The organism is Blastococcus sp. URHD0036, from assembly GCF_000701365.1.
Lineage (GTDB): Bacteria > Actinomycetota > Actinomycetes > Mycobacteriales > Geodermatophilaceae > Trujillonella.
Window position 1 is genome coordinate 86,187 of the sequence record NZ_JNIK01000016.1, and the last position, 23,365, is coordinate 109,551.

The following is a 23,365-nucleotide window of genomic DNA, read 5'->3' on the forward strand; positions in this document are numbered from 1 at the left end:
GCCGATGCTGGAGCGCCTGACGACCATCGATGCGTCGTTCCTCTACCTGGAGGAGTCCGACGCCCCGATGCACGTCAGCGGGGTCCTGCTCCTCGAGCCGCCGGCCGGTGGGCTGGACGCGATCGCCGGCCTGGTCGAGGCGCGACTGCCGCTGGTGCCGCGGTACCGGCAGCGGGTCCTGGAGGTGCCGGGCCGGCTCGCCGACCCGGTGTGGGCCGACGACCCCGACTTCGACGTGAGCTACCACGTCCGGCAGTCGGCGCTTCCACGGCCGGGCACCGAGGTCCAGCTCCTCGACCTCGTCTCGCGGCTCACCTCCCGCCCGCTGGACCGACGGCGGCCGCTGTGGGAGCTCTACCTCGTGGAGGGTCTGTCCGGCGGGCGGATCGCAGTCATCACGAAGACCCATCCCGCCCTGGTCGACGGCCTCGGGGCGGTGGACATCGCGCAGGTGCTGCTCGACCCGTCGCCGGACGCGACGGCGCCGGAGGTCGAGCCCTGGCGACCCCGCCGGCTGCCCAGCGGGGTCGAACTGCTGCGCGCGGCCGTGAGCGAGTACGTGCAGCGGCCGTCGGCGGCGGTGGAGAGCCTCGGCCAGGCCGTGACCGACGTGCGGGCCACGGCGGCGCGACTGGGTGGTGCGGCGTCGGGCTTCGTCCGGGCGGCTCGGTCGGCGGTCTTCCCGGCGCCGAACAGCCCGCTCAACGCCGCCCGGAGCCGGCAGCGCCGCGTCGCGGTGGCGCGCGCCGACCTCGACGACCTCAAGGCCGTGCGGCGCGCGCACGGCGGCACCGTGAACGACGTCCTGCTGACCGTCGTGACGGGTGCGCTGCGGGACTGGCTGCTGTCCCGGGGGGCGGCGGTCGTGGCCTCGACGTCCGTGCGGGCCCTGGTGCCGGTGTCGGTGCAGGGCGACGAGCAGGAGGCTCCGGGCAACCGGGTCGCGAGCTATCTGGTCGACCTGCCGGTCGGGGAGCCCAACCCCCGGGTCCGCCTGGCGCGGTTGAGCTACGCCATGCGCGGTGTCGCGCGATCGGGCCGGTCGGTCGGCGCCGACACGTTGATCGCCCTGACCGGCTTCGCCCCGCCGACGCTGCACGCGCTCGGCGCCCGCGCGGCCAAGGGACTGTCGCGGCGGATGTTCAACCTGGTCATCACCAACGTGCCCGGTCCGCAGCAGCCGCTCTACGCGGCCGGCGCGCGGATGCTCGAGGTGTTCCCCGTCGTCCCCCTGGTCCGCGGGCAGGGCCTGTCCATCGGCATGACCAGCTATGACGGCCGGGTCTACGTCTGCCTGAACGCCGATCGCGACACCGTCGGCGACGTCGACCTGCTCGCCGACCTCATCGAGCAGGAGCTGGCCGAGCTGGTCGAGGCCTCCCGGTGAGGGTGCCGGCCCTGCGCCGGGAATGGACGGCCGCCCGGCCGGGCTAACGTCGTCGTCCAACCGATGGAGGGAGCGACCCGGGTGCGCGTGTACCTGCCCGCGACGACGACGGTCCTGCGGACGCTCGTGGACGAGGGGCGACTGCCCGGGCCGCACACGGCCTTCGCCGTGACGGACGTCCTGCGCCAGCACTACGCGGTGAGCGACGCCGGGGCCGACACCGAGGAACTGGAGTACGCGGCGCTGCTGGCCGCGGCCCGCGCGAGCCTCCGCCTGCTCGACAACGACCCCCTGGCACCACGCCGCCGGGCGGTGATCGCCGCCGACGTGCCCGACGCGGCGGTGACCTCGCTCGACGAGCCGCACATCGAGGCGGGCGCGGTGCGGGTGGCCGCGGACATCGACCGGAAGGACGTGGCGAGCGTCCACGTGGACGGCTCCGACGCGGAGGAGGACGTCCGCGCCGCGGTCAATGTGGTCCTCGAGGCCGATCTCGGGAGCGACGACGCGCAGTTCGTCGTCGACCAGGCCGAGGGACACGAGCTGGCCTGGTACGCCACGCAGGAGGTCGGGCCGCTGCTCGACCTGCTCTGACCCCGTCGCCGCTCGGGCGCTCCCGGCGGTCACGACGCTCCGTCGCCCCGCACCCGGCGCAGCGCGACCTGGACCCGCCGCGCCGATCCCGACTCGACCAGCCACCCCGAGCCGGGTCTCGCCGGTACCGGCGTGCGCGGTAGCCGGAGGCCGAGCACGTCGGCGTCGCCGGGTCCCGGGCACAGCAGGAGACCGCTGCGCCGACGGCGGAGCGCCGCCACGGGGCCGCGGAAGACAGCGGCCAGGTCCGCGGCCGTGCCGGTGAGGACCGGGAGCACCGACGGGGGCAGCGCGGAGGTGAGGGCGCTTCCGACCGGTGTCTCGGCCACCGCCGGGTGGTCGTCGACGAGGACCACCCCCGCCCGCCCGTCGAGCCGGCCCACCCACTCCGTCCAGCCGGCCGTGTCCGCTGCGTCGACCTCGGTGAGGGCTGCCTCCTCCGCATCCGCCGTGGGGTGGGTGCCGGGGCCCACGACCCGGGCGACCGGGACGCCGGTCGCCGTGAGGTGGGCCGCGAACGCGGCGACGACGGCCGACCGTCCGCTGCCCGGTGGACCGGCCACGAGGAGGCCGCCGGAGCGCTGGAGGTCCAGGGTGAGCACGTTTCCCTCGTCGCCTCCCGGTCCGAGCGGGAGCGTCATCGGCGGTAGCTGTGGCGATCCTGCGTCCGGCAGGGGAAGTTCGGGGTCCGGGGCCAGTTCCGGGATGCGCAGCGCCGTGGACGTGGTGCGGGAGGCACATGGCACGGACGGCCGTGGCAGCGCGAGCTGGCACTCCCACCCGGCCTCACCGACCAGTGCCCGCCCCGGCGGCCGGTGCTCCGGGACGGCACGCGCCGGGATCCCGGCGACCGCGTAGTCGGTCCGGTCCGGCAGGGGCAGCACCAGGCGGGTGCCGACGGCGGCGGCGAGCCGTCCACCGGGAACGGCCCGGTCGGCGGTGAGCACGCACGTCAGCCCGGCCGGGCCGCCGTCGCGCACCAGGCGCAGCAGCGTCGCCGAGCCGCGCGCGGGATCGGCCTCGTCCAGCTGCGCCGACACCGACTCGAGCCCATCGACCAGCAACAGGAGGCGGGGCGTGGACCTGCCGGAGGCACGCCGCTCCGACACCTCGGCCGCGAGCCGGTCCACCAGCCGGGTGGTCCGGAACGCGTCGTCGGCGCCGACGGTGGTCCCGGTGTGCGGCAGGCCGGCGGCGACCCGGGCGAGGGCGCCCCCGTCGTGGTCCAGCGCGTGGACGTGCAGCTCCTCCGGTGAGTGGGTGGCGACCGCCTCGCCGAGCACCGCTCGGAGCAGCGTCGTCCGGCCGCTGGCCGGCCCCCCGACGGCCAGCCAGCCGCCGCCCCGCGCCAGGTCGAGGGTCAGGACGTCCTGGCGTTGGAGGTCGGGCCGGTCGACCAGGCCCACGCGCACGGAGGAGTGCTGCTCCGGTCCGTCGGCCGCTCCCGCCTCCAGGTCTGTGGCGTCCAGGTCCGCGACGGGCAGGCGGTCGGGGAGAGGCGGCCGCCACGGCTGATGGGGCCGGGCGATGCCGGCCCGGTCCGCCTGTCGCACCAGGTCGGCCACGAGGACGGCCAGGTCCGTCGGGCCCTCGCCGTCACCCGCCGAGGCGGGGTCGGGGGCGTCCGGCCACTGCCAGCGGGACACGCGTGGGTGGTCGGGCCCGGCGAGCGGCCGGCCGGCCACGCGCGCCACCTGCAGCAGCACCGGCTCCGACGCGCCGACCCGGAGGAACGCCCGCCCCGGGCGGTGCGCCGGCAGGTGCGCGGCAGCGCCGGTGCCGAGGACGTCGCGGGAGTCGGATCCGCTGGTGGTCCGCAGGCAGAGCCGGAGGCTGCAGTTGGCCCGGATCTCCGGCGACACCACGCCGGCCGGGCGCTGCGTGGCCAGCACCAGGTGGACGCCGAGCGATCGGCCCCGCTGGGCGATGGCGACCAGGCCGGGGACGAAGTCGGGGAGCTCCTCGGCAAGCCCGGCGAACTCGTCGACCACGATGACGAGTCGGGCCAGATCGGCGCCGTCGGGGAGTCCTGCGACATCGGGCACCCCGGCCGCCGCCAGGATCGCCTCACGGCGCGTGAGCTCCGCACCGAGCGAGCGGAGGGCGCGGGCCGTGGTGCGGGCGTCGAGGTCGGTCAGCACCCCCACCGTGTGCGGGAGGCCCGCCGCCTCGGCGAACGCCGCGCCGCCCTTGTAGTCGACCAGGAGGAACGAGCACCGGTCGGGCGGATGGGCGACAGCCAGCCCGGCGATCAGCGACTGCAGCAGTTCGGACTTCCCTGCTCCGGTGGTGCCGGCGACGAGGGCGTGCGGGCCGTCCCGGCAGAGGTCCACGGCCACGGGTCCCTCGGCGGAGGTGCCCAGGACGGCGACCAGCGCGTCCCGGCGCCGTGACCACCCGGCTCCCGGGTGGTCGGACACCCCGGACAGCAGCTCCCCGGCGAGCAGGTCCACCAGGCGGACGGCATCGGGCAGGCGCTTCCCGCCCGCGTCCGCCGTGGAGAGCGGCGCCAGGTCGCGGGCCAGCGCCGCCGCCCTGACCGGCTTCAGCCGGTCGGGGACGAGCTCCTGCGGAGGCGACGCCGGCCGGCGCAGGAGACCGCTCTGCCCGGTCTCCCCGGCCAGCCGGAGGACGGCAGCCGACTCGTCCCCGGTCGGCCCCGTCGTGGTGAGCGGGAGGACTCCCCGCCGGCGGGCGGAACGGAGAGCCTCGGCCAGCCGGCGGCCCGGCGGGAGGTCGACGACGACGAGGACCCACGGTCCGACGGGATCGCCCGGACCCGGCTCGTCCGAGGAGAGGGCGCCGTCCGCGCGACGGGCGATCACGTCCTCCAGCCACGCGATGTCCGGCCCCTCGTCGGCAGCCGGGACAGCTGCGACCCGCACGTCGGCCGGTTCCGTGTGCGGGAGCCAGCGCAGCCACTGCCAGTCGTCCAGTCGTTCTCGCGTGGTCAGCAGCGCGATCCCGAGGTCGCCGGGGGAGAGCAGCACCGCTGCCTGCGCCAGCACGGCGCTCACCACCTCGAGCCCAGCCGACCGGGGACCGACGACGGCGAGCCCCCCGCTGGCCGCCAGATCGAGGACGACGGGGACGTCACTGCACCGCTGCGGCGTCCTCGTGCCGTCGGGCTCCACCCGGACCACCCGGAGGAGGCCCGGTCCCCGGCCGATCCGGACCGTGAGGGCGCCCGGGGTGCTCCGGTGCCGTTCCCAGAGTGGCGCGGCGCGTCGCCGGGCCGCCGCCAGCAGCCGGGCGAGATCCGGCGGAGCCACGTCCGCGGCGCGTCGGTCTGCCCGGACGGCCTCCTCGAGATGGGCCCGGGCCGCCGCGACCTCCTCGGCGTGGAGCGCTGCATCGCTCCGCGACGAGCGGGCACCGGTCCACCGGTCGCCGAGCCAGGTACCGAGCGCGACCAGCGGGCTGAGCAGCGCGAAGAACAGGAAGGTCGGCGCCGCGAGCAGCCAGGCGCCGAGCGCTCCGGCGACGGCGGGCAGCGCGATGGCGACCCAGGAGAGTCGCCGGCGAACCACCTCCGGGGGAGCGGTGGGGAAGCGCACCTCGCAGTCCGGGCGAGCAGCCGGTGAGGAGGCGAGCGGGCGCACCAGCGTCCGGCCGCCGGGAGCCGGCGCCCTGCCGAGGCGGGCGCCTCCGGGACCACGGACGGTGAGCGCCGAGCAGCCGATCCGCAGGACCGAGCCGGAGCTCCACTCGACCGGCTCCGTGCCCAGCCGCACGTCGTCGAGTCGGCTGCCGTTGGCCGATCCGGCGTCGGCCACGGACACCCGGCCGCCGGAGACGTCGATGACCACGTGCCGCCGGGACACGTCGGGGTCGTCGACGGCGATGTCGGCGGTGCTCCCTCGACCGACGACGTGGCGCCCACCGGGCAGGCGGAGGCTGAGACCGGTGTCGGGCCCACCGACGACCTCGAGTGCGAGCGCGCTCCCGGACTCCTCGGCCGGGAGCCGGGGACCGGGTCCGCCCAGCCCGAGGACGGCGCCGTGGGCGAGGTGGGCAGAGCGGAGGTCGAGGTCATCCGCCAGTGGTGTCGAGCCGTGCCAGAGCCTCGGCACCGCTCCCGCTCCCAGCCGGTCGAGACCAGCCGTGAGCGAGGCCAGGGGCGCCTCGTCGGGCGCGTGCACCTCCACGTCCAGGGCGCCGGCCGGGCCGGCCAGAGTCCACCGACGGGTCGCCGGACGGTCGGGGGCGGAGCCGCTGGTCACCCGGCGATCGTGAGAGGGGGGAGGCCTGCCGGAGGGGCTGCACCCGGATCTGTGGACGCCGTCCGCCCCTGTGGACACCCGGGGCCGTCGGCGCCGGATCCGGCCTAACGTCCGCCGTCACCGGGAGGGACCCGGAACGGAGGAGGACACATGAAGGTCGACATCGCCACGCTGCAGTCGATGGCCGGGCAGTGCAGGGCCGAGGCGGCGGAGGCGACGGCCCGCCAGGCCACGCTGTCGAGCAGCGTGAACACGTCGGTGCTGGACGGGTGGAGCGACAGCCAGGCCGCCGTCCGCTTCAGCGAGCTCTACGAGCAGTGGCGGCTGGCCGCCCAGGGCGTCGCCGATTCGCTGACCGGCATGGGCGGCCTGCTCTCAGGGGTCGCCGACTCCTACCAGCAGCACGAGGCGGAGATGGCGGCCCGCATCGGGGCGCTGCTCTGAGCCGGGAGACCGGTCAGGTGCCGGCGGGCGAGCCCGCCGGGGCCAGGCCGCGGGAGCGACCGACCAGGCGGCTGCGGAGCTCCGGCACCCGCTCCCACGGCAGGATCGAGAGGATCGCCACGCAGTGCGGCAGGAAGACGATGGTCACGCCGGCGAAGACCATCAGGTGGAAGCCGATGAGGAAGACCACCAGCGCCACCCGGGCACGGTCCCGCCAGACCAGCAGGATCAGCGGCGACAGCAGCTCCAGGCCGATCATCGCCCACTGCATCGCCTCGAGCAGCCACGGGAAGTCCAGGGTCCAGTCCGACAGCCAGGTGCCGCGGCGGATGACCGCGCGGGCCAGGGTGGAGCCGGTCGGCCAGTCCCAGCCGCCGAACCGGATCTTCGCCCAGGCGGCCAGGAAGTAGGTGAGCATCACCGCGACCAGTACGACCGCCATCGCGAAGCCGGCGGCCTCGGAGCGGCGGCGGTCCCGGAACCGCGCGACGCCGACGGTGGGCAGCACCGCGAGCAGCACCAGGAAGGCGATGCGGTCGTGGTCCACCTTCCCGTAGCTCATCGCGATGACCATCCACTCGAAGTAGAGGAGGAACACCGCGGTCCCGAGCACCCGGGGCGCCCGGCCGGTCGCCGCCACCAGCGCGGTCAGCAACAGCGCCCACTGCACGACGGTGACCACCGTGTGCGTCGGGTCCGGCAAGTGCAGCAGCTTGCCGACGGTCAGCGGGGCGTACCACTCCGTCGGCACGTTCGCGTGCGCCTTGACCCACTGGGTGGTCACCAGGACGTCGACCCAGATGAACAGGTAGGCGATGGTCCGCATGACCGCGATGCGGGTCAGCGGCACGGGCCGGAACCACCACGCCGCACGCAGCGGGTTGCGCGGGGTGCCGTCGGTGGCGGGGGAGGAGACGTCGGACCGGCTCATTGCGGCGCCTCCAGGTCCTGCTCGACGACGACCGTGTCGGTGAACTCGCCGGTGCGCTGGCCGTCGTCCAGCTCGATGCGGCGGTGGATCACCTGCACCTCGACCAGCGGTTCGGCGTCGGGATGCCGGTCGGCGTAGGTGTCGGCGAGCAGCGCGAGCAGCTCCGGGTGTTCCTGCATCCGGGGCAGCTGGCCCTCGAACTCGGCGCGGCGCAGCCCCACCGCGCCGCCGGAGAGCCGCACCTCGTCCCCGGCCGCGGTCAGGCCCACCACGCGGGTGGAGATCACCGGGGCATCCGGGTCCGCCCGCGTCGAGTACATGCGGAAGGGGCCGAACGGGAAGTCGGCGTCGTCCCCCCAGACGGTGCCCGTCATGACCACCGCCAGCACCGCGGCGGCGACGCCCAGCCGCACCCGGCGCGAGGCGCGGGACAGCGGCACCACGTCCGTGCCGGTGGTGCTCTCGGCCGTGGGAGGCGTGGACACCCGGCCATCGTAGGATCGGCGCCCGTCCAGACGGGTCACCGACGCGTGCGTGGGCACAGCACCCGGCCCCGTCCGGTCTCGCTGTCCTCCGCGTGCCGGCGCGCCCCATCCAGCAACGTCGCGGGAGCCCCCACATGCAGTTCGGTCGGTACTACGAGGAGTTCGAGGTCGGGGCCGTCTACAAGCACTGGCCCGGCAAGACGGTCACCGAGTACGACGACCACCTGTTCTGCCTGATCACGATGAACCACCACCCGCTGCACCTGGACACGAACTACGCCGAGGAGACCACCGACTTCGGCAAGAACGTCGTCGTCGGCAACTACATCTACTCGCTGCTTCTGGGCATGAGCGTCGCCGACGTCTCCGGCAAGGCCATCGCCAACCTCGAGGTCGAGTCGCTGCGGCACGTGAAGCCGACCTTCCACGGCGACACCATCTACGGCGAGACCACGGTCCTCGACAAGACCGAGTCCAAGTCCAAGGACGACCGTGGCGTGGTCTACGTCGAGACCATCGGCTACAAGCAGGACGGCACCGTCGTCTGCATCTTCCGCCGCAAGGTCATGGTCCCCAAGCGCAGCTACGGCGACAGCCGCGGCGGCGAGCAGCCCGGCCGCCCCGAGCCCAAGGCCCGCTGAGCCGAGAACGCTGAGCCGACCACGCTGAGCCGATCGCGCGCCCAGCCGCTCAGCGGGGCAGCACGCCCCACGCACCGAGGCTCTCGAGCAGCCCGACGGTGCACGACAGCCCCGCGAGCGCGGCGGCGTCGGCGAAGGTGACCTCGTCGGCGTCGTCGCCCGCGACCGGCACCGCCCGCGGGTCCAGCAGCGTGCACGCCAGGTCGGCGACGTCGTAGACGACGCCCGCCCCCGGCACGCGCACCCGGCCGACCACGGCCCCGGCCCGCACCGGCAGCCCGGTCTCCTCCCGGACCTCCCGCTCGACCGCCTCGGCGAGCGACTCGCCCGGCTCCACCCGCCCGCCGGGCACCGACCACAGCCCCCGCCCGGGCTCGGTGCCCCGCCGGATGAGCAGCAGCCGGCCCGCCGCGTCGTGCACGATCCCGCCGACGCAGGCGACCACGGGCCGCCCGCCGGCAGCGGCCTCGGCATCGGCCCCGGCAGCAGTGCCGGGACCAGCGGGGTCGTCGGCAGGCACGCGTCCGACGCTAGCGCGCCCTGCGGGGCGTCCTGGGGCACGCTTGACGAACTCCCGCGCCCCCAGGACGGTGTCAGCGATGAGCGTCTCCCCGGTCTGCCCGCGCTGCGGTGAGCGCGCCACCGTCCGCCCCGGGGACTCCGGGCAGGCCTGGTGTCACGTGCACGGCGCCATCACGCCCCTGCACCACACCGCGCTGATCGCCCACGACGCCATCGCCGCGGTGACCGCCGACGCCCGCGTCCCGGCCTGGGTGCCCGACCCCATGCCGGCCGGCTGGTCGGTGACCGGGATGGCGTGGGGGGGCGAGCCCGGCGCGCGGGCGATCGTCGTCGACTGCGCCGGCCCGGCACCCCTGGGCGGGTCGGCCGAGCTCGTCCTGGTCGCTGAGGAGCCAGGCACCGGCGTCGGTTGCGGGTACGCCGGCCTGCCCGGCCTCGACCCGGGCGACGTCATCACCGGCCCCTCCTCGGCCGCCGTCGAGGCCGCCGGCCAGCACGCCCCGCTCTGGGCGATCCCCACCACCGACGACCGGGCCGCCTTCGTCGGCGAGTCCTACGGCGTGTGGCTGTGGCTGGTCATGTGGCCGATGTCGGCCGCGTGGCTGCTCGCCGAGGAACTCCGGCTCATCGACCTGCGGGAACGCGTCTACCCGGACCTGCCGCTCGGCCCGCCCAGCGAACACCTGCTCCCCGGCGAGTAGCGGACCGATCCGCCTCGGCGTGTCTGCGGCTGGCACCCGTGGGACGCGTGTTACCCATGTGACCGGCCCGCCCCGGGCCATCCCGGCGGGCGTCGTCCACCGGTGCCGTGAACTCCTCGGAGGTGGCGTGAACCTCAAGAAGGTCATCACCTGGCTGCTCGTGGCCTTCGTCGTCTTCTACGTGATCCAGGCGCCGGAGAAGTCCGCCGACATCGTGAAGAGCGCCGGCGAGACCCTGGGGAACGCCGCCTCCTCGCTGGGCGACTTCGTCTCGTCGCTGGTCTAGGCCGCGTGCCCGATCCCGCCCCGCGCCCCGAGCGGTGGCACAAGGACGCGGCCAAGTACCTGCTGCCGGGTGAGCTGCCGCCCGTCGTCGCCACGCGGCGGCACTGGGCGGTGCTGATCCTCCCCGTGCTCAAGACGCTGCCGGTCCTCGTCCTCGGCGGCTGGCTGCTGGTGCTCGACCCGGACAACCGCGTCTCCAGCACCGCCGGACTGCTCGTGGTGGTCGCCGGCCTCGGCGTGCTGGCCGCGCGCGTCGCCGGGTGGTGGATGAGCCACTTCATCGTCACCAACCGGCGGGTGCTGCTGACCAGCGGCGTCGTCGTCCGCACCGTCGCGCTGCTCCCGCTGCGCCGCATCACCGACCTCACCTGGAAGGAGGCGCTGCTCGGTCAGGTGCTGGGCTACGGCACGTTCCGCTTCGAGTCGGCCGGCCAGCAGCAGGCGCTGTCGGAGATCACCTACCTGCCGCACGCCGACGTCCTCTACCGGCGGGTCAGCCAGCTGCTGTTCGGTGCCGACGGCGTCGTCGACGGCGAGGACGAAGGGGATCCGGTGGAGGTCCGGCGGGCCACCGCGCCCGACCTCGCCCGGCGGGACACGCAGCCGCTGCCGCGTCCGCCGCAGGTCACGTGACCGCGGCCGGACGTCGTACGGCAGGCTGACCGGCGATGCGGATCGACCTGCACACCCACTCCTCGGTCTCCGACGGCACCCAGACGCCGGCCGAGCTGCTGGCGACCGCGCGCGACGCCGGGCTCGACGTCGTCGCACTCACCGACCACGACACCACCGACGGTTGGGCGGCGGCGGCGCGGTCGCGTCCCGCCGGGCTGACCGTCGTCCCGGGCATGGAGCTGTCCTGCCGCTGGCTGATCGCCGAGGGCAACCCGATCAGCCTGCACCTGCTGGCCTACCTGTTCGACCCCGAGCACCCCGCGCTGGCCGCCGAGCGCACCCGCCTGCGCGAGGAGCGGCTGTTCCGCGGTGAGCGGATCGTCTCGAGGCTGGTCGCGGCCGGCTACCCGGTCGAGTGGTCGCAGATCGTCACCGCGTCGGGCGGCGGGGTGGTGGGCCGGCCGCACGTGGCCCGCGCTCTGGTCGACGCCGGGGTGGTCGGCTCGGTCGACGAGGCCTTCGCCGATCTGCTGCACCCGCGCAGCCCCTTCTACGTCGCCAAGACCGACACCGACGTCCTCGACGGCATCCGGCTGGTCCGCGCGGCCGGCGGCGTGCCGGTGTTCGCCCACGGCCTGGCCACCAAGCGTGGGCGGGTCGTCGACGACGACGCGATCGCCGCCATGGCCGGGGCGGGGCTGCTCGGCCTGGAGGTCGACCACCCCGACCACAGCGCGGCCGAGCGGGCGCACCTGCGCGGCCTCGCCGGCGAGCTCGGCCTGCTGGTGACCGGCTCCAGCGACTACCACGGCAGCAACAAGACGACCCCGATCGCCGCCTGCACCACCGCGCCGGACCAGCTGGAGGCCCTCCTGGCCGCCGGCACCGGCAGCGCGCCGCTGACCGACTGAGCGCGGCCGGTCAGCCGGGAGTCGCCGCCACCGCGCCCAGGGTGCGGAGCAGGTCGAAGCGGGAGGCGTCCTCGCTGCCCGGCTCGGCCGTGTAGGTGACCAGGCGCAGGTCGGTGCCGTTCGCGGTCAGGACGTCGCAGTCGAGGGTCACCGGGCCGACGAGCGGGTGCACGAACGTCTTCCGCTTCGACCGGTGCTCCACGACGGTCCCCTCGGCCCACATCCGCGCGAACCGCTCGTTGCCCTGCAGGTCGGCCAGCAGCTCCCGCACCGACGCGTCGTCCGGGTAGCGGATCACCGCGGCCCGCAGGTCGGAGACCAGGGCGCGCTCGTGCTGCTCCTGCTCCTCGGGAGTCCAGACCACGGCTGGGGCGCGGTCGGCGAACTGCTCGGCGATCAGGTTGACCCCGGGGCCGATGCGGCCGAGCAGCGACTGCCAGGCCGGGTTGGCCGCCAGCAGCGTCCAGTGCGCCGTCCAGACCCCGACGGCGACGTCGGGCAGCCGCGCGATCAGCCGCTGGACGCTGCCCGGGATGAGCGTGGGCACGGCGCTCGGAGCGGGCGCGGGCAGGCCGGCGGCGAGGTACAGCTGGTCGCGCTCGGCGTCGGTGACCTGCAGCGTCCGGGCCAGGGACGCGATCACCTGGGCCGAGGGCCGCTCGGCGCGCCCCTGCTCGAGCCGGACCAGGTAGTCGACCGAGAGCCCGGCCAGCAGGGCGACCTCCTCGCGACGCAGACCCGCGGTGCGGCGCTGGCCGCCCGGGAAGCCGACGGCGGCGGGCTGCAGCCGCTCCCGCCACGCGCGCAGCAGCGTCGCCAGTTCCCCTCGGTCGGTCACCCGTCCCATGGTCGTCCATCCGCGGGGAGCTGGGTGGTACTGCCGGTCATACGGTCGAACGGGCCTCCCGGACACCGCCCGGACGGGGGCACCGTCGGCCCCATGACGACGACGTTGATCACCGGTGGGAACAAGAGCCTGGGCTTCGAGACGGCCCGGCGACTGGCGGAGCGGGGGCACCGGGTGGTGATCGGTGCCCGCGACCCCGAGCGGGGCCGGCGCGCGGCCGAGGAGCTGGGCGTGGAGTGGGTGCAGCTGGACGTGACGTCCGACGCGTCGGTGGCCGCGGCGGCGGCGGAGGTCCGCGAGCGCTTCGGCGGGCTGGACGTGCTGGTCAACAACGCCGGCATCGCCGGCGGCATGAGTGCGGTCGAGGACGTCGACGCCGCGGCCCTCCTCGCCGTCCTCGACACGAACACCGTGGGGATCGTCCGGACGACGCAGGCCTTCCTGCCGCTGCTGCGGGAGTCGGCGGCGCCCGTGGTGGTGAACGTGACCAGCGGGCTGGGCTCCTTCGCCGTCCGGAGCGACCCCGAGCGGCTGGAGAGCACGCTGCCCACGCTCGCCTACTCGGCCAGCAAGGCGGCGCTGAACATGCTGACGCTGGTCTACGCCCGGTTCCTCCCGGACGTCCGGGTGAACGTGGTGGACCCGGGCTACACGGCCACGGAGTTCAACGGCCACTCCGGCCCGCAGACCGTCACCGAGGGCACCGACGCCATCGTCGCGATGGCGACCATCGGCGCGGACGGCCCGACCGGCACCTTCACCGACCGGCACGGCACCGTCGGCTGGTGAGCCGGGCGTCCGGCTGGTGACCCGGGTGTCCGTCGTCGGAGTCAGCGTCGGCGGCCCTGTCGGTCCCCGGGGATAGCGTGGGGGCATGGGCGGGGGACAGCTGGAGATGCCGGGCATGCCGCGGCGGCTCTTCCCCGCCACGCCCAGCAAGCTGGCCACCTTCACCGACTGCCCGCGCCGCTATCGGCACGCCTACCTCGACCGGCCCACGCCGCCGAAGGGCCCGGCCTGGGCGCACAACTCCGTCGGCTCCGCGGTGCACGCCGCCCTGCGGTCGTGGTGGGAGCTGCCGATCCGGGAGCGGACGGCGGCGTCGGCGCGGCAGCTGCTGTACGGCGTGTGGTCGCCCGCCGGGTTCCGCGACGGCGACCAGGCGCAGCGGTGGCGCTCCCGGGCCGCGGGGTGGATCACCGACTACGTGACCGGGCTCGACCCGGCCGAGGAGCCGGTCGGCACCGAGCGCCAGGTCGCGGCCACCACGGAGCGGCTGGCGCTGTCGGGCCGGATCGACCGCGTCGACCAGCGCGGCGACGAGCTGGTGGTCGTCGACTACAAGACCGGCCGCCGGCCCAGCACAGACGACGAGGCGCGCGGCTCGGCGGCGCTGGCGGTCTACGTGCTCGGCGTCCGCCGCACCCTGCGCCGGGCGTGCAGCCGGGTGGAGCTGCACCACCTGCCCTCGGGCACCGTCGCGGCGTTCGAGCACACGGACCGCTCGCTGGCCAACCACGTGCGGCGGGCCGAGGACACCGCGGAGGACATCGAGCGGGCCACCGAGGCGCTCAAGGCGGGCGAGGACGCCGATGCCGCGTTCCCCGCCGTGCCCGGCCGGCAGTGCGGCTGGTGCGACTTCCGGTCCAGTTGCGCGCCCGGGCGGGCGGCCGGTCCGCAGCCGGAGACGTGGAGCTTCCTCGCCGAGGAGGAACCGGCCGAGGAGGCCGTCACGCGCTGACCGCCTCCGCCGTCCGCTCGACGCCGGTCCGCACGATCGGCGACTGCCGCATCCGCACCGGCAGCGCGAGCAGCCCCTGGCGGAACGCCCGCAGCGCGGCCGTCGCCGCGGCGTCGGTCAGCCCCAGCCCGGGCATCGAGAACATCTGCCGCGCCCACGCGGGCATCAACGCGAAGCCCAGTCCGGCCAGCCCGCCCCACGCCGGCCGCGCGGGCGTCAGCAGCTGCACCCACGTCGGCATCGGCGGCAGGAGCAGCAGGCGGACGGCGTCGCGGGCGGCTGCCGTGGCGGCCAGCGACGGTCGCAGGTCGGCGAAGTACGTGTCGAGGGCGGCGACGGTGCGCGGCACGGTCTCCTCCGGGACCCCGACCAGGGTGGCCGCGACGACCTGTTCGGCCACGTAGCGGTCGGCGTCCTCGCCGGTCAGGGGCACCCCGGCGCGGCGGGCGGTCGACAGCAGCGAGTCGACCTCGCAGTTGTGCACCCAGAGCAGCAGGTCGGGGTCGTCGACCCGGTAGGCGCGGCCCGTGGACTCCTCGACCCCGCCCAGCTGGTGGTGCAGGCCGCGCACGCGGGCCACGACCCGGCGCGCCTCGGTGCGGGTGCCGAAGGTCAGCGTCTCGACGTACTGCCCGGTGCGGATCAGCCGCTGCCACGGCTCGTCGCGGAAGGCGGCGGAGTTGCGCGCGACGCCGTCCATCGCGACCGGGTGCAGCGCCTGCAGCATCAGCGCGCGCAGCCCGCCGGCCGAGTAGCTGGGGTCGGCGTGGATCCGCCAGGTGACGCTGCCGGGACCGAAGAAGCCGCGGTGATCCTCGTCCGGCGTCCAGTCGGCCGGCTCGGGCAGCGGCGTCCGGTAGCCGCTCACGGGCGTCCCGCGGCGGCGGCGTCGGAGCCGGACGAGTCCTCGTCGGCGGCCGAGACCGAGACCGACGCCCAGAAGTCGACCAGCACGGCCAGCGTCTCCGCCGGGTTCTCCACGGCGGGGGAGTGGATCGAGCCCGGGATCACCGCGTGGCGGGCGCCCAGGCGGCGGGCCATGTCGGTCTGCGCCTCGGGGGTCCAGGCGTCGTCGGCCACCCCGTGCGCCACCAGCACCGGCATCCCGGTCGCGGTCAGCTCGGCGACCCGGTCGGGCTCGGAGGTCATGGCGTCGGCCATGCCGCGCAGCCCCGCCGCGCTGTTGGCGAGGAACCGGCGCGCGTAGAAGGCGCGGGTCGGCTCGGGCACGGCCTGCGCCTTCGGGTCGGTCATCGACAGCTGCTCGAGGGTCTCGTGCACCAGCTGGACGCCGCCGGTCTCCAGCAGCGGGCCGAGGTGGTCGAGCAGGTCGGCCCGCGGTCCGACCAGTGCCGACGGCCCGGAGCCGAGCAGGGTGAGCGAGCGGAACGCCGAGGGGTCGGCGAGGACGGCGGAGCGGGCCACCAGCCCACCGAAGCTGTGCCCGAGCAGGTGCGGGACGCCGGTCTCGTCGGCCAGCACCCGCGCCACCCCGAGCAGGTCCTCGCCGAGCTCGGCGACCGAGTACCGCGCCGGGTCGTCCGGGCCCGGGGACTCGTACTGCCCGCGCTGGTCGACGGCCACGACGCGGTAGCCGGCGGCGCTCAGCGGGGCCAGCAGCGGGGCGAAGTCCTCCTTGCTGCCGGTGTAGCCGGCGACCATGAGCACCGTGCCGCGCGGACCGTCGCCGCCGGTGTCCAGGGCCGCGAGCGGGCCGGTGCCGCCGGGGAGGGTCCGGGCCGCGGCGTCGTGGTCGGCCAGCTGGCGGAGGTCGTCGGGCGCGATGGCGAGGGCGGTGCGGTCGTCGGAGCCGCCGGGCATGACCATGCACCCAGTGAACCCCGCCGCGGCGACGGATGCCGAGCGGGTCCTCAGGCGAAGGCGAGCACGCGGTCGTCCAGCCGGTACACGACGACCGGCCCGGCCGTCGCCGTCCGGCCGCCGGGCGGCAGCTCGCCGTCGACGGTGATCCGGCCGGTCTCCTCGCCGGTGCGCGGGTCGCGGGACACGAACGCGCCCTCCTCGGGCACCAGCACGGGCGGGCCGACCACGTCGAGCGCCTTCTCCTGGTCCACCGCGGGCAGCCCGAGCGAGGGCCGCGACCACAGCAGCCCCCCGTCGGACTGCTCCAGGACGACGGTGGTGCCGCGCGCCCAGACGAGCAGGCTGCCGATCGCCTCGACGGCCGCCGGCGGCGCGTCGTCCGCGGTCTCCTGGGGAAGCGGGACGGCGGGCAGCGACGTCCCGGTGTCGCCCTCGAACACCTGCAGCTCGTCGCCGGCCACCACCGCGACCAGGCGGCCGACCCCGGCGAGCTGCACCGGGCCGGCGTCGTCGGGCACGAGCAGGTCGCGGCTCCACGTCTGCTCGCCGTCGCCGCGGTCCAGACCGCGCAGCCGCGCCGTCCCGTCGCAGGACTCCAGGAGGACGACGCCCGCGCTGCCGGTGGCGCCGGACTCGATCCGGCACCCCTCGGAGACGGCGGCCCGCCAGCGCAGCGTGTCGCTGCCCGGGTCGAGCGCCACCACGCCGGTGGGAGAGGTGGCCAGGACCATGCCGGGCGAGCTGGTCAGGGAGGCGTCGGGCCGCAGGTCCAGGTTGCGGGTCCACCGCCGCACGCCGGTGCCCGCGTCGAGGGCCACGGCCTCGTCGCAGCGCCCGGCGGTGGCGAACACCGCGACGGCCCGCCCGTCGACGGCAGTGACGTCGCACAGGCGGGCGTTGGCGCGCGTGTAGTGCCAGGCCTCCTCGCCGGTGACCGCGTCGAGCGCGCGGACGCCGTGCGGCTCACCGAGCAGGACCCGGCCGGCCTGCACGGGCGTCCCGGGAACGGGGTCGCCGTCGGCGGACCAGGCCGCGGAGACGGCGCCGGCCGGCGCCCCCTCGGGGACGTCGGCCGGCGCTGCGGTCGTGCTCTCCGTGGCCGCGGCGTCGGAGCCGCGCCACAGGAGCGCGGCCACCACCACGAGGGCGACGGTGGCCGCGGTCCACACCCAGACCCGCAGCGGCGGGCGGCGCAGTCGGGGCATCGGGGACCGGAGGGTCAGGAGTCGGAACCGCCGCCGGAGGCAGCCGGGCTCGCGGAGCCGCCCGAGCTCCCGCGGCCGGCGCCGCCGCGGCGACGACGACGGCGCGGCCGCGCCGGGCCGTCACCCTGCCCGGAGCCGGCCTCGCCACCGGCGACGGCGGCGTCCGGGGAGTCCGTCGACCGGCCCTCCGAGGCGGCCGCGGCACCCTCGGCGGCGGGACCGGCACCGCGGGTGCGGCGACGCGGACGGCTCGTGCGGGGGCCCGCGGGACGCTCGGCCTCGCCGTCGCCCGGACCGCTCGCGCCGTCGCGCGCGGGGCCCCGGCTGTCGCGGGCGCCGTCCCGGCCGCCGTCGCGGCCGCCGCCGGTGGGGCGGTTGCGCTTGCCGGTCTCGCCGAGGTCCTCGAGGGTCTCGGCCTCCAGGCCCTCGCGGGTGCGCTGCGAGCGCGGCAGCCGGCCCTTGGCGTTCTCGGGGACGTCGAGGTCGGTGTAGACCCACGGGGAGGTGGAGTACGTCTCCGGCGGGTCGTCGAAGCCCAGGTCCAGGGCCTTGTTGATCAGCTGCCAGCGGGGGATGTCGTCCCAGTCGACCAGCGTCACCGCGACGCCGGTGCTGCCGGCCCGGCCGGTGCGGCCGATCCGGTGCACGTAGGTCTTCTCGTCCTCGGGGCACTGGTAGTTCACGACGTGGCTCACGCCGGTGACGTCGATGCCGCGGGCGGCCACGTCGGTGGCGACCAGGACGTCGACCTTGCCGCTGCGGAACGCCCGCAGGGCCTGCTCGCGGGCGCCCTGGCCGAGGTCGCCGTGCACGGCGGCGGCGGCGAACCCGCGGTCGACGAGCTCGTCGGCGACCTTCTGCGCGGTGCGCTTGGTGCGACAGAAGACCATGACCAGACCGCGATCGCGGGCCTGCAGCACGCGGGAGAGCAGCTCGGGCTTGTCCAGGTTGTGCGCCCGGTAGATGAACTGGGTGGTCTGCGGGACCGTGCTGCCCTCGTCGTTGCCGTGCGCGCGGATGTGCGTCGGCTGGGTCATGAACGACCGGGAGAGCGTCACGATCGGGCCCGGCATGGTGGCCGAGAAGAGCATCGTCTGCCGCTTGTCCGGGACCATCGCCAGGATCCGCTCGATGTCGGGCAGGAAGCCCAGGTCGAGCATCTCGTCGGCCTCGTCGAGGACGAGGACCTTGACCTTGCCGAGGATCAGGTCGCCGCGCTGGGCGAGGTCGAGCAGCCGCCCGGGGGTGCCGACGACGATCTCGACGCCGGTGCGCAGCGACTCGATCTGCGGCTCGAACGCGCGGCCGCCGTAGATGGCCTGCACGCGGATGCCGCGGCGGGTGCCGGCCGCGCCGAGGTCGCGGGCGACCTGGACGCACAGCTCACGGGTCGGGACGACGACCAGGGCCTGCGGCACGCCGTCGCCGCCCTCGGCGGGCGGGGAGAGCCGCTGGAGCATCGGCACGCCGAACCCGAGGGTCTTGCCGGTGCCGGTGCGCGCCTGGCCGATCAGGTCGTTGCCGGCCAGCGCCAGCGGGAGGGTCAGCTCCTGGATGGCGAACGTGCGGTGGATGCCCACGTCGGCCAGCGACGCGACGATGTCCGGGTGGACGTCGAAGTCGCTGAACAGCGGGCTGTCGGGGGCGACCGGCGCGCCGCCGAGCTCCTCGACGGACTGCTCGATCTGCTCCGGAGCGGGCGCGCCGGTCTCGGCGTGGTCGAGCTCGGGGGTGGTGGGGGTGTTCTCGGTGGAGGTCAGTGCTCTCGCCTCGGTCTGCTGGGGGAGCGGGCACCGGGAACGACGACGTCGTCGCTGCGGTCCGCTCCTCGGTCGGTTGTCGCGGATCTCTCTCCAGCGCCGACGCGGCCAGCGGACCGGGTCCCTGCGAGGGCTGCCCGGGAGACTGCCCCGCGCCCGGGAGGGGCTCTGCGGGGCGTCGTCCATGACGTGTCAGCGCACGTGGATCTGGCGGGCCGGAGGGCCCACCGACCCCCATGTTACCGCGCGCGACGGCTAGCCTCCGTGCCGCAGTGTGTCGGCTGACCCGCGAGCACCCGCCCCGCCCGCCCAGACCACCCCCCGCACGACCAGAGGAGTTCCGTGGCCACGGTCGAGACCCGCGCCGTCGTCGACCTCCTCGGCGCGCTCGCCTACGCCGAGCTGACCGCCTTCGACCGGCTGGCGGAGGACGCCCGGATGGCCCCGACGCTGACCGGTCACGCCGCGCTGGCCCGCATGGCCGCCGCGGAGCTCGGCCACCACGGACGGCTCACCGAGCGGCTGGTCGAGCTGGGGGCCGACCCGGTCGCGGCGATGGGCCCGTTCGTCGCCGCGCTGGACGCCTTCCACACCAGCACCCGGCCACGGACGTGGCTGGAGGGCCTGGTGAAGGCCTACGTCGGGGACGGGCTGGCCGCCGACTTCTACCGCGAGGTCGCGACCTTCCTGCCCGAACCCGACCGGGGGCTGATCCTCGAGGTCATGGCCGACACCGGGCACGCGGACTTCGCCGTCCGGGAGGTGCGCGCCGCCATCGCGAGCAACCAGAAGGTGGCCGGCCGGCTGGCGCTCTGGGGCCGGCGGCTCGTGGGCGAGGCCATCACCCAGTCGCAGGCCGTCATCGCCGAGCGGGACGACCTGGCGCAGCTGATCATGGCCGGCACCGGGGACCTGTCCGGGATCGGCCGGCTCATCGAGCGGATCACCAGCGCGCACACCGACCGGATGAGGGCGCTGGGCCTCAACCCGTGACGCCGCTGATCTCCGCGCACCGCGGCGGTGCCGGGGACGACGTCGCGCGGGAGAACACCCTCGAGGCGCTGCGCGACGCCGCCGGGTCCGAGTGCGAGTACGTGGAGGTCGACGTCCAGCGGTGCCGCGACGGCGTCCACGTCGTCCACCACGACGCCTGGATCCGCGAGGGCAACCGGCGGATCCCGATCGCGTCGCTGTCGCTCGCCGAGTTCGCCGCGCGCGCCGGGAGGTACCTGCTGCTCGACGACGCCCTCGCGGTGCTGCGCGGCCGCACCCGGGTCCACCTGGACCTGAAGTTCGCCTCCCGCCCCGAGGCCGGCGACGTCGCCCCGGCCGAGGAGGTCGTGCTGGTGCGGCACGTGGTCGAGGTGATGGGCGCGGGCAACGTCGTCGTCACCGGGCTGGACGACGCGGCGGTGGCCGCGGTCCGGACCTGGTCGCGCGAGCGCCACCCGGAGCTGCTCGTCGGGCTCGCGCTCAGCCGGGACGTCGGGCGCAGCGGGCTGGTCGCCCTGCTCACCGGACGCCTCCGCGAGGTCCTGCCCGGCCGGCGGCTGCGGGCCTGCGACGCGAACCTCGCCGTCTGCCCGCGGGACCAGGCGAGGCTGTGGGGCGCGCGCTGGGCGCGGCGCACCGGGCTGCCGCTGCTGGTGTGGACCGTCGACGGCCCGGCGGCACTGCGGGCCTGGCTGCGGGACGACCGCGTCTGGCTGGTGACGACGAACTTCCCGGAGCGGGCGCTGCGGCTGCGCCGCGAGCTGGCCCGGACGACGACGGGGCGCCCTCTCCGCAGAGAGGACGCCCCGAGGCAGTCGGTTCCGTTCAGGCGCCGGCGATGAATCCCACGCGCGGCTTGTCGGCCGGGGCGATCTCCACGTAGGCGATCCGGTCCACCGGGACGACGACGCGGCGACCGCGATCGTCGACGAGCGAGAGCAGCCCGTCCTTCGTGGCACCGCTCATGGCCGCGGCCACGTCGGCCGCGATCTCGTCGGGGGTCTTGGGGCTGTCGATGACCAGCTCCCGGGGGGAGTGTTGGACACCGATCTTGACTTCCACGCTGGATGCCTCCTCGAGTTGCTCAGCTGGCGACCACGCTAGTCCAGCGGCCGCCGGCGGGACCTGTCCTGCGGCTGCGCCGACAGCGAACGGCGTGGGGCGGCGGTCGCGGCGTCAGGCGCCGCCGTCGACCCGCGGGAAGCCCGACATCCCGCGCCAGGCCAGCGCCGACATGAAGGCCACCGCCTCGTCCCGGCTCACCGAGCCCTTGCTGGCCAGCCACCAGCGGGCGCTGGTCTCGGCCAGCCCGGTGAGCCCGGCGGCCAGCAGCAGCGAGCGCTCGTGGTCGGCGCCGGTCTCGGCGCCGATGACCTCGGCGATCGCCTCGACGCAGTCGCGGGTGCCGCGGTCGACCAGGGTGCGGACGTCGTCGTCGTTGCGCAGGTCGGACTCGAAGACCAGCCGGAACGCCTCGCCCTCGGCGTCGATGAAGTCGAAGTACGCCCCGACGGCGCCGTCGACGCGCTCCTGGTTGTCCTCGGTGCCGGACATGGCGTTGCGCACCCGGTCGGCCAGCTCGGTGACCTGCAGCTCCAGCAGGGCGAGGTAGAGCTCGCGCTTGCCGGGGAAGTGCTGGTACAGCACGGGCTTGCTGACCCCGGCCCGGTCGGCGATCTCGTCCATCGCCGCGGCGTGGAACCCCTGCGCGACGAACACCTCCTGCGCGGCCTGGAGCAGCTGCAGCCGCCGCGCGCTCCGCGGGAGGCGCGACGTGCGGCGGACCGGAGCGGGTGACGGGCGCGACAGTGACATGGCGAGGGGATGTTACCGACGGGTCACCAGGGCGCGCGTACCGGAGCGGGGCGTTCTACCGTTCCCCGGTGCCCCGACCCGCCGGCTCCGGTCCGTCGTCCGCACGGCTGTCCGACGCCGCGCTGCCCCCGCTCGACACCGCCTCGGCGGCCTGGCCCGGCTCGCCCATGCCGGTCCGCGGCGGCGAGGTGTTCGTCCGCCGGACGCCCTGGCGCGGTCCGGTGGACCGGTCGGACGCCGGTGCGCCCCGGGAGCGGGCGCTCTACGTGCACGGCCTGGGCGGTGCCTCGACGAACTGGACCGACCTCGCGGGACTGCTCGCCGTCCGGTTCGACGGCTGGGCGGTGGACCTGCCCGGCTTCGGGCTGAGCCGTCCGCCGCTGCGCGGCTCGTATTCGATCCGCGGCCACGTGCAGGCGGTGATCGACGTGCTGGAGCAGGTGGTCGCCGAGCCGGGGGAGGCCGCCGGCCGACCGGTGCACCTGCTCGGGAACTCCCTCGGCGGCCTGGTCAGCCTGATGGTCGCCGCCCGCCGCCCGGACCTGGTCGCCACCCTCACGCTGATCTCCCCGGCGATGCCGGTCTACCGGGTGCCGAAGGCCTTCAGCCCGGCGCTCCTGCTGCTCCTCCTCCCGGGCGTGCCGTCGGTCGCCGAGCGCCGCCTGGCCGGGGTGACGCCGGAGCAGCAGGTGCGCGGCATGGTCTCGATGTGCTTCGGCGACCCGTCGCGGATCCCGCCGCAGCGGCTGGAGCAGGCGCTGGCCGAGATGCGCGAGCGCGCCGAGCAGGCCTGGGCACACCGCGCGCTGGCCCGCAGCATGCGCGGGCTCATGACCTCCTACCTGCGCGTGGGTGCGGCCAACGCGTGGCGGATGGCCCGGTCGCTGCGCGTTCCGACGCTCGTGGTCTGGGGGGACCGCGACCGGCTCGTCGACCCGGCGCTCGCCCCGCGGCTGGCCGCGGCGGTGCCCGACGGCCGCCTGCAGCTGCTCCCCGGGGTGGGCCACGTGGCGATGCTCGAGGCCCCGGAGGAGACCGCCCGGGCGGTGCTCGGACTCGTCGAGGACGCCGACGCGGGAGCGGTGGAGGTCCGTGACGCGCCGTGAGCCGACACGCCTGACCCGTGCGACTCGCCCGGGTGTGGACTCTGCTCACCGCTGGTGATCGTGAGACTCTGGTGAGTGGCCGCAGTCGGCCGGCAGATCGAGGATCCGCGGGAGGGCGCGCGTGGCGGGAGCACCGCCGTCCGGGAGCCGGACCGGCAGCCGACGCCCCGCTGCCGACGCCGGTGACCGCCGGGTCGAGCGCCTCCCGGGTGTGCCGCCCGCCGGGGTCCGCCGTCCGCCCCCGCCCCGGCCTCCGCTGCCGCCGCGGCCGGTCTCGTCGCGTGCGCGGCTCGCGTCCGTCGACCGTCGTCCCGTCGACCGCCGTCCGCTCGACC

Annotated in this window: 24 protein-coding genes; 13 read left to right on the forward strand and 11 right to left on the reverse strand. The window is 75.7% G+C overall.

Translation table 11 applies throughout. The annotated features are described in order from the left end of the window. The first annotated feature begins 4 nt into the window (after positions 1 to 4). Together N555_RS0116750 and N555_RS0116755 are read left to right on the forward strand one after the other, a co-directional pair. Positions 5 to 1,387: a WS/DGAT/MGAT family O-acyltransferase gene (locus tag N555_RS0116750; protein WP_029432651.1), complete on the forward strand. Its 1,383-nt coding sequence runs from the start codon at positions 5 to 7 to the stop codon at positions 1,385 to 1,387. A gap of 63 nt (positions 1,388 to 1,450) precedes the next feature. After that, entirely contained in the window at positions 1,451 to 1,981 is a 531-nt protein-coding gene (locus N555_RS0116755) for a DUF6912 family protein (protein WP_231502891.1), read from the forward strand. A 29-nt stretch (positions 1,982 to 2,010) separates the two neighbouring features. Here N555_RS0116755 and N555_RS0116760 read toward each other — a convergent pair whose 3' ends face one another. Continuing rightward, positions 2,011 to 6,204, reverse strand: coding sequence for an FtsK/SpoIIIE domain-containing protein (locus N555_RS0116760; protein ID WP_029432653.1), 4,194 nt, complete (start codon positions 6,202 to 6,204; stop codon positions 2,011 to 2,013). A 150-nt stretch (positions 6,205 to 6,354) separates the two neighbouring features. Here N555_RS0116760 and N555_RS0116765 point away from each other — a divergent pair, with 150 nt between their 5' ends. Beyond that, positions 6,355 to 6,648 carry a WXG100 family type VII secretion target gene (locus N555_RS0116765; protein WP_029432654.1) on the forward strand — a complete coding sequence of 98 codons (294 nt, stop codon included), beginning with the start codon at positions 6,355 to 6,357 and terminating at the stop codon, positions 6,646 to 6,648. A gap of 13 nt (positions 6,649 to 6,661) precedes the next feature. Here N555_RS0116765 and N555_RS0116770 read toward each other — a convergent pair whose 3' ends face one another. After that, positions 6,662 to 7,579: an MFS transporter permease gene (locus N555_RS0116770; protein WP_051684168.1), complete on the reverse strand. Its 918-nt coding sequence runs from the start codon at positions 7,577 to 7,579 to the stop codon at positions 6,662 to 6,664. Continuing rightward, positions 7,576 to 8,064: a hypothetical protein gene (locus N555_RS0116775; protein WP_051684210.1), complete on the reverse strand. Its 489-nt coding sequence runs from the start codon at positions 8,062 to 8,064 to the stop codon at positions 7,576 to 7,578. Before N555_RS0116775 ends, N555_RS0116770 begins: the two co-directional genes overlap by 4 nt. 134 nt (positions 8,065 to 8,198) lie before the next feature. Here N555_RS0116775 and N555_RS0116780 point away from each other — a divergent pair, with 134 nt between their 5' ends. Next, entirely contained in the window at positions 8,199 to 8,705 is a 507-nt protein-coding gene (locus N555_RS0116780; RefSeq protein WP_029432657.1) for a MaoC family dehydratase, read from the forward strand. A 49-nt stretch (positions 8,706 to 8,754) separates the two neighbouring features. Here the strand turns inward: N555_RS0116780 and N555_RS0116785 are convergent, their stop codons facing one another. Continuing rightward, positions 8,755 to 9,225 carry an NUDIX domain-containing protein gene (locus N555_RS0116785; RefSeq protein ID WP_197029052.1) on the reverse strand — a complete coding sequence of 157 codons (471 nt, stop codon included), beginning with the start codon at positions 9,223 to 9,225 and terminating at the stop codon, positions 8,755 to 8,757. 79 nt (positions 9,226 to 9,304) lie between these two features. Here N555_RS0116785 and N555_RS0116790 point away from each other — a divergent pair, with 79 nt between their 5' ends. The 4 genes from N555_RS0116790 (at position 9,305) to N555_RS0116805 (ending at position 11,739) form a co-directional block, all read left to right on the forward strand. Beyond that, the gene (locus N555_RS0116790) at positions 9,305 to 9,928 is read left to right on the forward strand and encodes a DUF6758 family protein (protein ID WP_029432659.1); all 624 of its coding nucleotides are present in this window, start codon (positions 9,305 to 9,307) and stop codon (positions 9,926 to 9,928) included. 127 nt (positions 9,929 to 10,055) lie between these two features. Beyond that, on the forward strand, positions 10,056 to 10,214 hold the full coding sequence (locus tag N555_RS28395) for a hypothetical protein (RefSeq protein ID WP_197029053.1): 159 nt from the start codon (positions 10,056 to 10,058) through the stop codon (positions 10,212 to 10,214). A gap of 5 nt (positions 10,215 to 10,219) precedes the next feature. Further along, entirely contained in the window at positions 10,220 to 10,846 is a 627-nt protein-coding gene (locus N555_RS0116800; RefSeq protein WP_034511197.1) for a PH domain-containing protein, read from the forward strand. Positions 10,847 to 10,881: 35 nt separating this feature from the next. Then, complete coding sequence (locus N555_RS0116805; protein WP_029432661.1) at positions 10,882 to 11,739, forward strand: PHP domain-containing protein; 858 nt, start codon at positions 10,882 to 10,884, stop codon at positions 11,737 to 11,739. A gap of 10 nt (positions 11,740 to 11,749) precedes the next feature. Here N555_RS0116805 and N555_RS0116810 read toward each other — a convergent pair whose 3' ends face one another. Next, positions 11,750 to 12,577, reverse strand: coding sequence for a helix-turn-helix transcriptional regulator (locus tag N555_RS0116810; protein ID WP_029432662.1), 828 nt, complete (start codon positions 12,575 to 12,577; stop codon positions 11,750 to 11,752). A 102-nt stretch (positions 12,578 to 12,679) separates the two neighbouring features. On the opposite strand from N555_RS0116810, the gene N555_RS0116815 reads away from it, so the two are divergent. After that, positions 12,680 to 13,375, forward strand: a complete 696-nt coding sequence (locus tag N555_RS0116815; RefSeq protein WP_029432663.1) for an SDR family NAD(P)-dependent oxidoreductase — start codon at positions 12,680 to 12,682, stop codon at positions 13,373 to 13,375. A gap of 85 nt (positions 13,376 to 13,460) precedes the next feature. After that, positions 13,461 to 14,327 (forward strand): RecB family exonuclease, encoded by an 867-nt coding sequence (locus N555_RS0116820; RefSeq protein ID WP_029432664.1) that lies wholly within the window; start codon positions 13,461 to 13,463, stop codon positions 14,325 to 14,327. Here the strand turns inward: N555_RS0116820 and N555_RS0116825 are convergent. The 4 genes from N555_RS0116825 to N555_RS0116840 are packed head-to-tail and all read right to left on the reverse strand — an operon-like array spanning position 14,317 to position 19,302. Beyond that, positions 14,317 to 15,195, reverse strand: a complete 879-nt coding sequence (locus tag N555_RS0116825) for an oxygenase MpaB family protein (RefSeq protein WP_051684170.1) — start codon at positions 15,193 to 15,195, stop codon at positions 14,317 to 14,319. The two genes, N555_RS0116820 and N555_RS0116825, sit on opposite strands and share 11 nt — an antisense overlap. Then, positions 15,192 to 16,154 (reverse strand): alpha/beta fold hydrolase, encoded by a 963-nt coding sequence (locus N555_RS0116830; protein ID WP_051684171.1) that lies wholly within the window; start codon positions 16,152 to 16,154, stop codon positions 15,192 to 15,194. Before N555_RS0116830 ends, N555_RS0116825 begins: the two co-directional genes overlap by 4 nt. A gap of 44 nt (positions 16,155 to 16,198) precedes the next feature. Then, positions 16,199 to 17,356, reverse strand: coding sequence for an outer membrane protein assembly factor BamB family protein (locus tag N555_RS0116835; protein WP_231502893.1), 1,158 nt, complete (start codon positions 17,354 to 17,356; stop codon positions 16,199 to 16,201). 14 nt (positions 17,357 to 17,370) lie between these two features. After that, a complete protein-coding gene (locus N555_RS0116840) occupies positions 17,371 to 19,302 on the reverse strand; it encodes a DEAD/DEAH box helicase (protein WP_231502895.1) in 1,932 nt (643 codons plus the stop codon). Positions 19,303 to 19,458: 156 nt separating this feature from the next. Here N555_RS0116840 and N555_RS0116845 point away from each other — a divergent pair, with 156 nt between their 5' ends. After that, positions 19,459 to 20,109, forward strand: coding sequence for a ferritin-like fold-containing protein (locus tag N555_RS0116845; RefSeq protein WP_029432669.1), 651 nt, complete (start codon positions 19,459 to 19,461; stop codon positions 20,107 to 20,109). Continuing rightward, a complete protein-coding gene (locus N555_RS0116850; protein ID WP_051684172.1) occupies positions 20,106 to 20,951 on the forward strand; it encodes a glycerophosphodiester phosphodiesterase in 846 nt (281 codons plus the stop codon). Before N555_RS0116845 ends, N555_RS0116850 begins: the two co-directional genes overlap by 4 nt. Here N555_RS0116850 and N555_RS0116855 read toward each other — a convergent pair. Next, positions 20,935 to 21,171, reverse strand: coding sequence for a DUF3107 domain-containing protein (locus N555_RS0116855; RefSeq protein WP_029432671.1), 237 nt, complete (start codon positions 21,169 to 21,171; stop codon positions 20,935 to 20,937). The genes N555_RS0116850 and N555_RS0116855 overlap by 17 nt on opposite strands. A gap of 114 nt (positions 21,172 to 21,285) precedes the next feature. Further along, positions 21,286 to 21,924, reverse strand: a complete 639-nt coding sequence (locus N555_RS0116860; protein ID WP_051684173.1) for a TetR/AcrR family transcriptional regulator — start codon at positions 21,922 to 21,924, stop codon at positions 21,286 to 21,288. Between the two features lie 68 nt (positions 21,925 to 21,992). Between N555_RS0116860 and N555_RS0116865 the strand changes: the two genes are divergently transcribed. After that, a complete protein-coding gene (locus N555_RS0116865) occupies positions 21,993 to 23,030 on the forward strand; it encodes an alpha/beta fold hydrolase (RefSeq protein ID WP_029432673.1) in 1,038 nt (345 codons plus the stop codon). The last annotated feature ends 335 nt before the right edge of the window (positions 23,031 to 23,365 follow it).

Excerpts from the sequence above, each read along its gene's own strand:
- N555_RS0116750 (WP_029432651.1), top strand. The coding sequence starts at position 5 with ATGCTGGAGCGCCTGACGACCATCGATGCGTCGTTCCTCTACCTGGAG.
- N555_RS0116755 (WP_231502891.1), top strand. The coding sequence starts at position 1,451 with ATGGAGGGAGCGACCCGGGTGCGCGTGTACCTGCCCGCGACGACGACG.
- N555_RS0116765 (WP_029432654.1), top strand. The coding sequence starts at position 6,355 with ATGAAGGTCGACATCGCCACGCTGCAGTCGATGGCCGGGCAGTGCAGG.
- N555_RS0116770 (WP_051684168.1), bottom strand. The coding sequence starts at position 7,579 with ATGAGCCGGTCCGACGTCTCCTCCCCCGCCACCGACGGCACCCCGCGC.
- N555_RS0116780 (WP_029432657.1), top strand. The coding sequence starts at position 8,199 with ATGCAGTTCGGTCGGTACTACGAGGAGTTCGAGGTCGGGGCCGTCTAC.
- N555_RS0116790 (WP_029432659.1), top strand. The coding sequence starts at position 9,305 with ATGAGCGTCTCCCCGGTCTGCCCGCGCTGCGGTGAGCGCGCCACCGTC.
- N555_RS0116805 (WP_029432661.1), top strand. The coding sequence starts at position 10,882 with ATGCGGATCGACCTGCACACCCACTCCTCGGTCTCCGACGGCACCCAG.
- N555_RS0116815 (WP_029432663.1), top strand. The coding sequence starts at position 12,680 with ATGACGACGACGTTGATCACCGGTGGGAACAAGAGCCTGGGCTTCGAG.
- N555_RS0116820 (WP_029432664.1), top strand. The coding sequence starts at position 13,461 with ATGGGCGGGGGACAGCTGGAGATGCCGGGCATGCCGCGGCGGCTCTTC.
- N555_RS0116830 (WP_051684171.1), bottom strand. The coding sequence starts at position 16,154 with ATGGTCATGCCCGGCGGCTCCGACGACCGCACCGCCCTCGCCATCGCG.
- N555_RS0116835 (WP_231502893.1), bottom strand. The coding sequence starts at position 17,356 with ATGCCCCGACTGCGCCGCCCGCCGCTGCGGGTCTGGGTGTGGACCGCG.
- N555_RS0116840 (WP_231502895.1), bottom strand. The coding sequence starts at position 19,302 with ATGGACGACGCCCCGCAGAGCCCCTCCCGGGCGCGGGGCAGTCTCCCG.
- N555_RS0116860 (WP_051684173.1), bottom strand. The coding sequence starts at position 21,924 with ATGTCACTGTCGCGCCCGTCACCCGCTCCGGTCCGCCGCACGTCGCGC.